The sequence below is a fragment of the Pseudomonas thermotolerans DSM 14292 genome (assembly GCF_000364625.1).
GTDB lineage: Bacteria > Pseudomonadota > Gammaproteobacteria > Pseudomonadales > Pseudomonadaceae > Aquipseudomonas > Aquipseudomonas thermotolerans.
In genome coordinates, this window is record NZ_KB822610.1 from 70,920 (window position 1) to 83,795 (window position 12,876).

General features: G+C 68.3%; 12 protein-coding genes. 7 read left to right on the forward strand and 5 right to left on the reverse strand.

Going from position 1 to position 12,876, the window contains the following annotated elements; translation table 11 throughout:
• Positions 1–5: 5 nt before the first annotated feature.
• Positions 6–896: a LysR family transcriptional regulator gene (locus tag H165_RS0110750; protein ID WP_017938944.1), complete on the reverse strand. Its 891-nt coding sequence runs from the start codon at positions 894–896 to the stop codon at positions 6–8.
• A 127-nt stretch (positions 897–1,023) separates the two neighbouring features.
• Here H165_RS0110750 and trpB point away from each other — a divergent pair, with 127 nt between their 5' ends.
• From trpB to H165_RS0110765, 3 genes are all read left to right on the forward strand, one after another.
• On the forward strand, positions 1,024–2,235 hold the full coding sequence (trpB, locus tag H165_RS0110755; RefSeq protein ID WP_017938945.1) for a tryptophan synthase subunit beta: 1,212 nt from the start codon (positions 1,024–1,026) through the stop codon (positions 2,233–2,235).
• The gene (trpA, locus tag H165_RS0110760) at positions 2,232–3,044 is read left to right on the forward strand and encodes a tryptophan synthase subunit alpha (protein ID WP_017938946.1); all 813 of its coding nucleotides are present in this window, start codon (positions 2,232–2,234) and stop codon (positions 3,042–3,044) included. Before trpB ends, trpA begins: the two co-directional genes overlap by 4 nt.
• Positions 3,045–3,246: 202 nt before the next feature.
• Positions 3,247–4,665 carry a GGDEF domain-containing protein gene (locus H165_RS0110765; RefSeq protein WP_017938947.1) on the forward strand — a complete coding sequence of 473 codons (1,419 nt, stop codon included), beginning with the start codon at positions 3,247–3,249 and terminating at the stop codon, positions 4,663–4,665.
• 3 nt (positions 4,666–4,668) lie between these two features.
• Here the strand turns inward: H165_RS0110765 and H165_RS0110770 are convergent, their stop codons facing one another.
• Positions 4,669–6,042: a TRAP transporter large permease gene (locus H165_RS0110770; protein ID WP_017938948.1), complete on the reverse strand. Its 1,374-nt coding sequence runs from the start codon at positions 6,040–6,042 to the stop codon at positions 4,669–4,671.
• The gene (locus H165_RS0110775) at positions 6,035–6,574 is read right to left on the reverse strand and encodes a TRAP transporter small permease subunit (protein ID WP_017938949.1); all 540 of its coding nucleotides are present in this window, start codon (positions 6,572–6,574) and stop codon (positions 6,035–6,037) included. Before H165_RS0110775 ends, H165_RS0110770 begins: the two co-directional genes overlap by 8 nt.
• 176 nt (positions 6,575–6,750) lie before the next feature.
• Here H165_RS0110775 and H165_RS0110780 point away from each other — a divergent pair, with 176 nt between their 5' ends.
• Entirely contained in the window at positions 6,751–7,860 is a 1,110-nt protein-coding gene (locus H165_RS0110780) for a TRAP transporter substrate-binding protein (RefSeq protein ID WP_017938950.1), read from the forward strand.
• A 49-nt stretch (positions 7,861–7,909) separates the two neighbouring features.
• Complete coding sequence (locus tag H165_RS0110785; RefSeq protein ID WP_017938951.1) at positions 7,910–8,653, forward strand: SDR family oxidoreductase; 744 nt, start codon at positions 7,910–7,912, stop codon at positions 8,651–8,653.
• Between the two features lie 278 nt (positions 8,654–8,931).
• Here H165_RS0110785 and H165_RS0110790 read toward each other — a convergent pair whose 3' ends face one another.
• Both H165_RS0110790 and H165_RS0110795 read right to left on the reverse strand, forming a co-directional pair.
• Complete coding sequence (locus H165_RS0110790; RefSeq protein WP_017938952.1) at positions 8,932–9,300, reverse strand: DOPA 4,5-dioxygenase family protein; 369 nt, start codon at positions 9,298–9,300, stop codon at positions 8,932–8,934.
• Positions 9,297–10,250, reverse strand: a complete 954-nt coding sequence (locus H165_RS0110795; RefSeq protein WP_017938953.1) for a choline sulfate utilization transcriptional regulator — start codon at positions 10,248–10,250, stop codon at positions 9,297–9,299. The genes H165_RS0110790 and H165_RS0110795 overlap by 4 nt, the downstream gene beginning before the upstream one ends.
• Before the next feature lie 111 nt (positions 10,251–10,361).
• On the opposite strand from H165_RS0110795, the gene betC reads away from it, so the two are divergent.
• Together betC and choX are read left to right on the forward strand one after the other, a co-directional pair.
• A complete protein-coding gene (betC, locus tag H165_RS0110800) occupies positions 10,362–11,867 on the forward strand; it encodes a choline-sulfatase (protein WP_017938954.1) in 1,506 nt (501 codons plus the stop codon).
• Positions 11,868–11,890: 23 nt separating this feature from the next.
• Positions 11,891–12,817 (forward strand): choline ABC transporter substrate-binding protein, encoded by a 927-nt coding sequence (gene choX, locus H165_RS0110805; protein WP_017938955.1) that lies wholly within the window; start codon positions 11,891–11,893, stop codon positions 12,815–12,817.
• Positions 12,818–12,876: the final 59 nt, after the last annotated feature.

Sequence of the window (12,876 nt, forward strand, 5' to 3'; positions counted from 1 at the left end):
GTCGCTCAGCGGTCGTTCAGCTCGTTTTTCAACCAGGCGGCGAGCCGTTCGGCGCGCCGGTCGCCGCTGCGCGCCGGAACCCAGAGCGCCAGGCGCGCCGGGGTGGCGACGAAGCCCCAAGGCGCCAGCAGGCGGCCGGCGGCCAGCTCGTCGGCCACCAGGGGTTCCGGGGCAATGGCCACGCCAAGCCCGGCCACCGCCGCCTCCAGCAGGTAGTAGAGGTGCTCGAAGCCCTGGCCCAGCTGCAGACGCCGCGGGTCCAGGCCCTGGGCCTGCGCCCACTGCGGCCAGGCCTGGGGACGGGAGGCGGTGTGCAGCAGTGGCTCGTCGAGCAGGGCGGCCGGTGTAGCGTCAACCAAGCGCGCATAGCCCGCATAGCGCGGGCTGAGCACCGGACCGATGCGTTCGGCGGCCAGCTCGAAGACCTGCATGTCCGCCGGCCAGGGCGGCTCGGCGAACCACAGGGTGGCACCCAGACCGGCGCGCCGTGGATCCAGGTCGCCCTCGCTGGCCGACAGCTGCAGGCGCAGGTCCGGCAGATCGCGGTTCAGGCGGTCCAGACGCGGGATGAACCAGCGCGCCAGCAGGCTGCCCGGACAGCCGAGCACGAAGGGCGCGTCGGCGCGGCCTTGGCGCAGTTCGGCGCAGACCGCGCGCAGCCGGGCGAAGGCCTCGCCGCTGACGTCGCGCAGGCGCAGGCCGGCATCGGTGAGTTTCAGGCCGCGTCCTTCCTTGCTGAACAGGCTCACTCCAAGCTGGCTCTCGAGGGCCCGGATCTGCCGGCTCACCGCCCCGTGGGTGACGTGCAGCTCGGCGGCTGCCCGGCTGACGCTGAGCAGCCGGGCGGCCACCTCGAAGGCCCGCAGGGCGTTCAGCGGAGGGAGTTCCTGGGCCATGTCAACCTGTGAGTTTTTCTGACATATGGAGGCAATCTAATCGCTTTTCGCCCGGGCGGCCAGGGGTAGAATGACGGCATCCACCAGCTCCGCCCTACAGGCCGGAGCTCAGACGCAGGAGCCCATCATGACCACATTGCGCAACGGCCCCGACGCCAAGGGCCTGTTCGGCAGCTTCGGCGGCCAGTACGTCGCCGAGACGCTGATGCCGCTGATCCACGAGCTGGCCCGCGAATACGAGAAGGCCAAGGCCGACCCGGAATTCCAGAAGGAGCTGGCCTACTTCCAGCGTGACTACGTCGGCCGGCCCAGCCCGCTGTACTACGCCGAGCGCCTCACCGAGCACTTCGGCGGCGCCAAGCTCTACCTCAAGCGCGAGGAGCTGAACCACACCGGCGCGCACAAGATCAACAACTGCATCGGCCAGATCCTCCTGGCCAGACGCATGGGCAAGAAGCGCATCATCGCCGAGACCGGCGCCGGCATGCACGGCGTGGCCACCGCCACCGTGGCGGCGCGCTTCGGCATGCAGTGCGTGGTCTACATGGGCAGCACCGACATCGATCGCCAGCAGGCCAACGTGTTCCGCATGAAGCTGCTGGGCGCCGAGGTGATCCCGGTCACCGCCGGCACCGGCACCCTCAAGGACGCCATGAACGAGGCGCTGCGCGACTGGGTGACCAACGTCGACACCACCTTCTACCTGATCGGCACCGTGGCCGGCCCGCACCCCTACCCGGCGATGGTCCGCGACTTCCAGGCGGTGATCGGCAAGGAAACCCGCGAGCAGTTGCTGGAGCGCGAGGGGCGCCTGCCCGACTCCCTGGTCGCCTGCATCGGCGGCGGCTCCAACGCCATGGGCCTGTTCCACCCCTTCCTCGACGACGCCAGCGTGCAGATCGTCGGCGTCGAGGCCGCCGGCCACGGCATCGACACCGGCAAGCACGCGGCCAGCCTGAACGGCGGCGTACCCGGCGTGCTGCACGGCAACCGCACCTTCCTACTGCAGGACGAGGATGGCCAGATCCTCGACGCGCACTCCATCTCCGCCGGCCTCGACTATCCCGGCATCGGCCCGGAGCACGCCTGGCTGCACGACATCGGCCGTGTCGAGTACACCGCCATCACCGACCAGGAGGCGCTGGAGGCCTTCCACACCTGCTGCCGCCTGGAAGGCATCATCCCGGCCCTGGAATCGTCCCACGCCCTGGCCGAGGCCTTCAAACGCGCGCCCAAGCTGCCCAAGGACCACCTGATGGTGATCAACCTGTCCGGCCGCGGCGACAAGGACATGCAGACCGTCATGCACCACATGCAACAGAAGGAGGCCCAGGCATGAGCCGCCTGCACACCCGCTTCGCCGAACTCAGGGAGCAGAACCGCGCCGCCCTGGTGACCTTCGTGACCGCCGGCGACCCCGACTACGCCACCTCCCTGGCGATCCTCAAGGGCCTGCCGGAAGCCGGCGCCGACGTGATCGAGCTGGGCATGCCGTTCACCGACCCGATGGCTGACGGCCCGGCGATCCAACTGGCCAACATCCGCGCCCTGGCCAACAAGCAGACCCTGGCGAAAACCCTCCAGATGGTCCGCGAGTTCCGCGCCAGCAACGACAGCACTCCGCTGGTCCTGATGGGCTACTTCAACCCCATCCACAAGTACGGCGTGGCGCGCTTCGTCGCCGATGCCAAGGCCGCCGGAGTGGACGGGCTGATCGTCGTCGACCTGCCGCCGGAGCACAACGAGGACCTCTGCCTGCCGGCCCAGGCCGCCGGGCTGGACTTCATCCGCCTGACCACGCCGACCACCGACGACGCGCGCCTGCCGGTGGTTCTGGAAGGCAGCTCGGGCTTCGTCTACTACGTCTCGGTGGCCGGGGTCACCGGCGCCAACGCAGCCACCCTGGAGCACGTCGAACAGGCCGTGGCACGCCTGCGCCGGCACACCGATCTGCCAGTGGCCATCGGCTTCGGCATCCGCACTCCGGAACACGCCGCCAGCGTCGCCCGCCTGGCCGACGGCGTGGTGGTCGGCTCGGCGCTGGTCGAGCAGATCGCCGGGGCGGCCAACCCTGCCCAGGCGGTGGATGGCGTGCTGGGCCTCTGTCGGCAGCTCGCCGACGGCGTGCACTCGGCGCGAAAAGCCTGAGCTAGACGGGCCGCCGCGGAAATCCCGGGCGCCCCGTTCCGGAGGCCATCTGCGGCGATCCGGTGCCGATCGCCTGGCAGATGGCCATGACCCGATTGACATTCCCCCGCGCCTTGCGGAATCTGGGAACACAGTGCAGTTTGCCTGGTGATTGCCATCGGCCGGATTCTGCGCTCCGGTCTATTGCCTGGCAGGACATCCCATGGCCGCAAGGAAGCTCTTTCATCCACCTTCGATTCTCCCGCTTGCCGGGCTGTTCGTCCTTACCCTGGGGCTGACCCTGCTCGGCACCCTGACCCGGCCCATCGAGTCGCTGTCGCTGTTCTGGCCGATCAACGCCATCCTCCTCGGCCTGCTGCTGCGCCAGGCCAGCCTGGCCACGCCGCCGGGCTGGCTGGCGATCTATCTGGGCATGGTGGCCGCCGACCTGCTGACCGGCAACGACCTGCTTACCGCGCTGTGGCTGAACGCCTGCAACATGGGCCTGCTGCTTACCGCCTGGTACCTGATGGTGCACCTGCCGGGCCAGCCACGCCTGGAGCACCCGCTGGCGCTCCTCCACCTGCTCCTTGCCTGCGCCGCCGGCGCCGCGGTGGCCGCCAGCCTGGCCTGCACCATGGACGGCGCGCGCTGGTTCGACGGCACCCTGCAGACCACCTGGCTGTCCTGGTTCACCGAACAGTTCTCCACCTGCCTGCTGATCCTCCCGGCCCTGCTCACCGCGCCGCGCAGCTGGCACAGGCCGAACCTGCACGAGCTCAGACTGCTCAGGGCGCTGCCGCTGCTCGCCCTGCTGGCATCCCTGGCCGCCGGCCTGGTCATCGGCGGCCCCGGCGCCCTGGCCTTCCCGGTGCCGGCGCTGCTCTGGTGCGCACTGAGATACCGGCTGTTCACCCTGGCGGTGCTGACCATGCTCACCGGCCTGGTGGAGATCGTCGGGGTAGCCGGCAGTCTGACCTTCTACGGCGTCGCGCAGCACAGCATCGACGACAGCGCGCTGATGTCCGCGCGGCTGGGCATCTCCATGCTGGTGATGGGCCCTCTGGTGGTCGCCGTGGCCACCACCATCAACCGCCAGCTGCTGGAGCGCCTGGAGCACCGCGCCAACCACGACACCCTGACCGGCGCCCTGATGCGCAACGCGCTGGCCCAGCAGACCAGCGCGCTGCTGGAGCGTCGCCGCCAGCAGCCGGGATCCTCGCCGCTGTCCCTGCTGATGATCGACATCGACCACTTCAAGGCGATCAACGACACCCACGGCCATGCCATGGGCGACCAGGTGCTGCGCACCTTCGCCGCGGAACTGCGCCAGCAGCTGCGCCAGGGCGAGCTGTTCGGCCGCCTGGGCGGCGAGGAGTTCGCCGTGGTGCTGCCCGGCGCCAACCGCGTCGAGGCGCTGCACATCGCCGAGCGACTGCGCGCCACGGTGGAGCGTCTGCAGTTCCCGCTGGCCGATGGCGGGACGCTGCGCATCACCGTGAGCATCGGCGTGGCCACCCTCGGCGAGCGGGAATACGACCTGCCCCTCGAACAGGCCCTGCTGCGCGCCGACATGGCCCTCTACCAGGCCAAGGCGCAGGGCCGCAACCGGGTGATGATGGCCGAGGAACGCCCCGACTGAGCCTCAGCCGTAGAACCGCGTGGGCAGCCAGGTGATCAGCTCCGGCCAGAAGTAGGCGATCACCAGCATGAGGATCTGCAGGCCGATGAACGGGATCACCCCGCGGTAGATGGTGGTGGTGGCCACGCTGCTGGGTGTCACCCCGCGCAGGTAGAACAGCGAGAAACCGAACGGCGGGGTGAGGAAGGAGGTCTGCAGGTTGAGGGCCAGCATCACCCCCAGCCACACCGGGTCCAGCCCCATGGCCAGCAGCACTGGCCCGACCATCGGCACCACCACGAAGATGATCTCGATGAAGTCGAGGATGAAGCCAAGCAGGAAGATCACCAGCATCACCACGAAGAAGGCGCCGAGCGCCCCGCCGGGCAGGGCGCGGAACACGTCCTCGATCACCTGCTCGCCACCGAAGCCGCGGAACACCAGGGAGAACAGCGAGGCGCCGACCAGGATCAGGAACACCATGCAGGTGATGCTGGTGGTGTCATGGACCACGCCGCGAAGCTGGCCGAACGTCAACTGGCCCTTGAACAGCGCCAGCAGGGTGGCGCCCACCGCCCCGATGGCCGCCGCCTCGGTGGGCGTGGCGTAGCCGAGCAGAATGGAGCCGAGCACCGAGACGATCAGCGCCAGCGGCGGCACCAGGGTGCCGAGCAGCTTGCCCCAGTCCACCCGCCCCAGTTCCTCCCTGGGGACCGCCGGCATCTTCTCCGGGTGCAGGAAGGTGATCGCCACCAGATAGAGGATGTACAGGCCGACCAGCATCAGCCCGGGCAGCAGCGCGCCGATGAACAGGTCGCCCACCGACACCGTCTTCGGCGAGAAGATGCCCATCTTCAGCTGTGCCTGCTGGTAGGCGGTGGACATCACGTCGCCGAGCAGCACCAGCACGATGGACGGCGGGATGATCTGTCCGAGGGTGCCGGTAGCCGCCAGGGTGCCGGTGGCGATCGCCGGGTCGTAGCCGCGCCGCAGCAGACTCGGCAGGGCCAGCAGGCCCATGGTCACCACGGTGGCGCCGACGATCCCGGTGCTTGCCGCGAGCAGCGCACCGACCACGCACACCGAGATCACCAGCCCGCCACGCAGCCGACCGAACAGCCGCGACATGGACTCCAGCAGGTCCTCGGCGATCTTCGACTTCTCCAGCATCACCCCCATGAACACGAACAGCGGCACGGCCAGCATGGTCTGGTTGTTCATGATGCCGAACAGCCGGTTGGGCAGGGCGCTCAGGTAGCCGGCCTCGAAGCTGCCGGTGAGGATGCCGAGGCCGGCGAACAGCAGAGACATGCCGCCCAAGGTGAAGGCCACCGGGTAGCCGGCCATCAGCGCCAGGCAGATGCAGACGAACAGCAGCAGGGCCATCAGCTCAGCCATGCTCCACCTCCTGTAGCCGCCCGGCCAGCAGCAGGCCAGCCTTGATCAGTTCCGAAAGGCCCTGCAGGCACAGGCTGACCACCAGCACCAGGATGATGCTCTTCTGCAGGTAGACGAACTTCAGCCCGCCGCTCTCCCCGGAGACCTCGCGGGTTGCCCAGGAGGAGGCCACGTAGTCCCAACTGCTCCAGCCGAGAAACAGGCACACCGGAAGGAGGAACAGCAGGGTGCCGAGCAGGTCCACCAGCGCCTGCCGGCGGCGCCCGAAGCGCTGGTAGAAGATGTCCACCCGCACGTGGGCGTTGCGCTGCAAAGCCCAGGCCGCGGCGCCCATGAACACCAGGGCGTGGGCGTACATCACCGCCTCCTGGAGAGCGATGGCGCCGATGCCGAAGCCGTAGCGCAGCAGCACCACCACGGTGGTGGCGGCGACCATGAACAGGGTGAGCCAGGCGCAGCCGCGCCCCAGCCAGGCGTTCAGCGCATCGATGGCTCGGCTCACCGTCAGCAGCACGGTAGGGGAGTCCGACATGGGGCAGCTCCTTCTTGTTGTGCATATGGTCAGGTCGCCGGTCGTACGAACCGGCACCCCCTTGGCCGACGATCGGCCAACACCTTTAGTTGTAGCGACTAACCTTGACTGAGCAAATCTAAGTCACCCGCCTCTGACGCATTCCGATCGGACACAACAACAACAAGGAGAGCCGTATGAAACGTCGAGACATCCTCGCCGCGGCCGGCGCCGGGCTGGCTGCCGCCACCCTGGTAGGCTGCAAGGACGAGCAGCAGCCGACCGCCACCGGCGCTGGCCAGGACGAAGCCTCCAAGGCCCAGACCTTCAGCTGGAAGATGGTCACCTCCTGGCCGAAGAACTTCCCCGGCGTCGGCGTCGGCGCCGAACGCTTCGCCAGGCTGGTCAACGAGATGAGCGCCGGGCGCCTACAGGTCAAGGTGTATGCCGCCGGCGAGCTGGTACCGGCCCTGGAGGTATTCGACGCGGTGTCGCGCGGCACCGTGGAGATGGGCCATGGCGCACCCTATTACTGGAAGGGCAAGGTGCCAGCCGCGCAGTTCTTCTGTGCCCTGCCGTTCGGCCCCAACGCCCAGGAGATGAACGCCTGGCTGCACTACGGCGGCGGCATGCAGCTCTGGGAGGAAGCCTACCAGCCCTACAACGTGGTGCCCTTCGCCTGTGGCGCCACCGGCGTGCAGACCGCAGGCTGGTTCAACAAGGAAATCAACTCTGTGGACGACTTCCGCGGCCTGAAGATGCGCACCCCGGGCCTCGGCGGCGAGGTGCTGACCAAAATGGGCGGCACCGTGGTCAACCTGCCGGCCGGGGAGATCTTCACCGCCCTGCAGACCGGCGCCATCGACGCCACCGAATGGATCGGCCCCTACAACGACCTGGCCCTTGGCCTGCACAAGGCCGCCAAGTACTACTACATTCCCGGCTGGCAGGAGCCCAACGTGACTTTCGAGCTGATCGTCCACCGAAAGGCCTGGGACAGCCTGCCCGACGACCTCAAGGCGATCGTCCGCAGCGCCGCCCGCGACGTCAACGGCGACATGCTCGACGACTACAGTGCCCGCAACATGGAGGCCATGGAGAAGCTCCGCAGCGAAGGCGTCGAGGTGCGCCGACTGCCCGACGAGGTGCTCGCCCGCCTGCGCGAGGTGGCCGCCGAAGTGGTCGAGGCCAGCGCCGCGGCGGACGCCATGGCCAGCAAGGTGTGGGAACACCAGAAGGCCTACCTGGCCCGTCTGCGCGCCTACGCCGAGGACTCCGAGAAGCTGATCTACAACATTCGCAACTGAACCCCGCACCGGCTCCGGGCCGGTGCTCCCCAGACCTGGAGCCTGGCCCATGAGCCGAATCCTGCTGATCACCGGTGCCAGTCGCGGCATCGGCCGCGCCACCGCCCTGCTGGCCGCCGAACGCGGCTGGGCGGTGGCGGTCAACTACCACCGTGAGCGGGCCGCGGCCGACGCCGTGGTCGCGCAGATCGTCCAGGCCGGCGGCCAGGCTCTCGCCTTGCAGGGCGACGTCAGCGTCGAGGCCGAGGTGCTGCGCCTGTTCGATGCGGCGGCCGCCCTCGGCCCGCTACGCGGCGTGGTGGTCAATGCCGGCATAGTGGCGCCGCCGCTGCCGCTCATGGACATGTCCGCCGAGCGCCTGGAACGCATCTTCCGGATCAACGTGCTGGGCAGCTACCTGACCGCCCGCGAGGGTGCCCGGCGCATGGCCAAAAGCCGCGGCGGGCAGGGCGGGGCCATGGTCCTGGTCTCCTCGATCGCCGCCAGCCTGGGCGCCGCCTTCGAGTACGTCGACTACGCCGGCGCCAAGGGCGCCCTGGACGTGCTGACCCGCGGCCTGGCCAAAGAACTGGGCGGCGAGGGGATCCGCGTCAACGCCGTGCGCCCGGGGCTGATCGACACCGAGATCCACGCCAGCGGCGGCCAGCCGGATCGTGCCGAGCGCCTCGGCAGGACCACCCCGCTGGGCCGTGCCGGCCGCGCCGAGGAAGTCGCCGAAGCGATCCTCTGGCTGCTCGATGACAAGGCCTCGTACACCACCGGCGCACTGGTCGATATCGCCGGCGGCCGCTGAAGCAGGAAAGGGTGGGCTTCAGCCCACCCGGACTGTCGTTCGGGGGTAAGTCGGGGACTGGGCGCAGCCGCGTTCCCTCACCCTAACCCTCTCCCAGGGGGAGAGGGGACTGTTCGGTGTGGTTTGGTAGTTTGGCGTTCGGGCTTTGCTTCCGAGCAGCCGGGAAGATTTGGCACAGCACGATACCTGACCGACACCACGGAGTAGCTCCCTCTCCCTCCGGGAGAGGGCTGGGGTGAGGGGCGGACCCAACAACCAGCACCCACCCCCGCTACCCCCTACACGTCATACTCCACCGCCCCATCCGACAGGCAGGACAGATCCAGCGGCCGCATCGCGCCCATCCACATGGGGTAGTCGCGGTGGTCGCGCAGGTCGCTGCCGGTGATCGGGTGCACCAGCACCGTCAGGCCATTGCGGTGCAGCGCCAGCCAGGGAATCAGTTCGCCGAACAGCTCCGGCTTGAAGGCCAGTTGGCAACTCCAGTCGGGGTGCGGGCCCACGGGCTTTTCGTGAACGCGGCCCATCTTCAGCGGAAAGCGCCGGGCCGCTTCCTCGCAGAGTTCGCGGGCCTGGTCGATGGTTTCCGCATCGAAGTAGACGTGGGCGTGGAAGCCCTTGATCCGGGGAGTGGGAGTCAGGTTCATATGGCGATTCCTTCCCGATGCTTGATGAGCTGGGCCTGGCGGGCCTCGTCGCCCAGTTCCTGTTGCAGCCAGTCGACGAAGCATTTCATCAGCCGCGCGCGACGCTTGCGCTCCGGCTGTACCAGGTAATAGCCGAAATCCGAGCTGACGCTGCCGTCCAGCAAGGGTACCAGCAGACCCTGGTCGAGCAGGTCGTCCACCAGGTAGCGCCAGCCGATGGCCACGCCCTGGCCGGCGATGGCCGCCTGGATCAGCAGGGTGTAGTTGTCGAAGCGCAGCGTACCCGGGCCCGGTGGCTGCACGATCCCCAGCGCGCGGAACAGCGCGTTCCAGTCGAACCAGCGGGTGCGTACCTCGGGCTTGAGGTGCAGCAGCGGCAGCTCCGCCAGGGCGGCCACCGGCAACGGGCCGGCGCGCCCGGCCAGCAGGCGCGGGCTGCAGATCGGGAAGACCTCCTCGCGGAACAGCAGCAGGGCCTCGCCGCGCTTGAAGCGGCCGTCGCCAAAGGCGATGGCGATGTCCACGTCCGGACGCAGCATGCCCATGGTGCGATCGCTGGTGACGATGCTGACGTCGATGTCCGGGTGCGCCTCGTGGAAGCGGTGCAGGCGCGGCATCAGCCAGTAGGCGGCGAAGGCGAAGTCGGTGGCCACCTGCAGCACCTCGTGCTGCGGCTGCGAGCCGATGGCCTCCAGGCCGGCGCTGATGGATTGCAGGCCCTCCTGCACGTGGCCGAACAACAGGCGGCCGCTGTCGGTCAGTTCGATGCCACGGTAGACGCGGTCGAACAGCCGGGTCGCCAGTTGCTTCTCCAGGCGCTGGATCTGCTGGCTCACCGCCGGCTGGGTGGTGCCCAACTCCACCGCGGCGGCGGTGAAGCTCAGGTGGCGGGCGGCGGATTCGAACACCCGCAGCAGGTCCAGGGAAAGTTCAGGCTGCGGTTCTGCCATAACGTTTGCTTATCCGAGTCATGTTCCGTCGTGCGGTTTACCGGGCAGGCTGCCGGCGCAATCATCGCTGCCAGCACTTTCGCATAATTCGACAGTATGGATAAGCGAACGATGAAACGCCCCAACATCCTCTTCATCATGGCCGACCAGATGGCCGCGCCGCTGCTGCCCTTCTACGCGCCCTCGCCAATCAAGGTGCCGCACCTGTCGCGGCTCGCCGCCGAGGGCGTGGTATTCGATTCGGCCTACTGCAACAGCCCGCTCTGCGCGCCCTCGCGCTTCACTCTGGTGAGCGGGCAACTGCCGTCGAAGATCGGGGCCTACGACAACGCCGCCGACTTTCCCGCCGACGTGCCCACCTATGCCCATTACCTGCGCCGCCTCGGCTACCGCACGGCGCTGTCGGGCAAGATGCACTTCTGCGGCCCGGACCAGTTGCACGGCTACGAGGAGCGCCTGACCAGCGACATCTACCCGGCCGACTATGGCTGGGCGGTGAACTGGGACGAGCCGGACGTGCGCCCGAGCTGGTACCACAACATGTCCTCGGTGCTGCAGGCCGGACCCTGCGTGCGCACCAACCAACTGGATTTCGACGAGGAGGTGGTGTTCAAGGCCCGCCAGTACCTCTACGACCACGTGCGCGAAGACAGCGGCCAGCCGTTCTGCCTGACCGTGTCGCTGACCCATCCCCACGACCCCTACACCATCCCCGAGGAATACTGGAACCTGTACCGCGAGGAAGACATCGAGCTGCCCCGCGTGCATATCGCCGATGCCGAGCAGGACCCGCACAGCCAGCGCCTGCTCAAGGTCATCGACCTCTGGGGCAAACCGCTGCCCGAGCAGAAGATCCGCGATGCGCGACGCGCCTACTACGGGGCCTGCAGCTACGTCGACGAACAGGTCGGCCGCCTGCTCAAGACCCTGGCCGACTGCGGCCTGGACCAGGACACCATCGTCGTGTTCTCCGGCGACCACGGCGACATGCTTGGCGAGCGTGGCCTCTGGTACAAGATGCACTGGTTCGAGATGGCCGCCCGCGTGCCGCTGCTGGTCCACGCCCCCGGGCGCTTCCAGGCGCACCGGGTGAGCCAGTCGGTATCCACCGTCGACCTGCTGCCCACCCTGGTGGAACTGGCCGGCGGCTCGCTGGAACGCAACCTGCCGCTGGATGGCCGCTCGCTGTTGCCACACCTGCGGGGTGAAGGCGGGCACGACGGCGTGCTGGGTGAATACATGGCCGAAGGCACCACCAGCCCGCTGATGATGATCCGCCGCGGCCCCTACAAGTTCATCTACTCGGAAGCAGACCCCTGCCTGCTCTTCGACCTGGCCAACGACCCGCAGGAGCTGGAAAACCTGGCCGGTTCCGCCGACCATCGGGCGCTGCTGGACGCCTTCCTGGCGGAGGCCCGCACGCGCTGGGACATCCCGGCCATCCACCAGGCGACCCTGGCCAGCCAGCGCCGCCGCCGCTTCGTCGCCGACGCCCTGCGACACGGCAAACTGAAGAGCTGGGACCACCAGCCCTTCGTGGACGCCAGCCAGCAGTACATGCGCAATCACATCGACCTGGACGACCTGGAGCGCCGGGCGCGCTTCCCCCGACCCTGACCCACTCTGCGAGGAACCAAGGCATGAAGACGATCAATGCAGTGCTCGCTGGCGCCATGCTCCTGGCCGGCCTGGCGTTCAACGCCCAGGCCGAGGACACCCGCTGCGCCACCGTGAAACTGGGCGACCCGGGCTGGAGCGACATCGCCGTGACCAATGGCATCGCGCGCTTCCTGCTGGACGGCCTGGGCTACCGCGCCGAAACCCCGACCCTGGCGGTGCCGATCATCTTCGCCGGCCTGCACAAGGGGCAGATCGACGCCTTCCTCGGCAACTGGATGCCGGCCCAGCAGAGCAACTACGACAAGTTCGTCGCCGCCGGCAGCGTCGACAAGCTGACCCAGAACCTCAGCGGCACCGAGTACACCCTGGCCGTGCCGCGCTACGTCCATGACGCCGGCGTGAAAACCTTCGCCGACCTGGAAAGGTTCGCCGACAAGTTCGATCGCAAGATCTACGGCATCGGCTCCGGCGCGCCGGCCAACGAATCGATCCGCCAGATGATCGCCGGCAACGAGTTCGGCCTCGGCGGCTGGACGCTGGTGGAGTCCAGCGAACAGGCGATGCTGGTGCAGGTGGGCCGGGCGGTGAAGCGCGACCAGTTCGTGGTCTTCCTCGGCTGGACCCCGCACCCGATGAACGTGCAGTTCGACATGGCCTACCTCAAGGGCGGCGAGAAGTACTTCGGCGAAAGCGGCAGCGTGAACACCCTGGCGCGCAAGGGCTACGCCGAGCAGTGCCCGAACGTGGCCAGGCTGCTGACCAACCTGCGCTTCACCCAGGAGATGGAGAACGCCATCATGGACCAGGTGCTCAACGGCAGCGCCAGCACCGACGCGGCCGTGAAGGACTGGCTCAAGAACAACCCGACGGCGATCGACGGCTGGCTGGAAGGCGTAACCACCCGGGATGGTGGGGATGGGGCGGCGGCGGTGAAGGCGAAGCTCTGAGGCCAAGGGAGTGTTATTGGGGCGAATCCCAACCATGGAGCTGCTCGCTCGTACGCTCC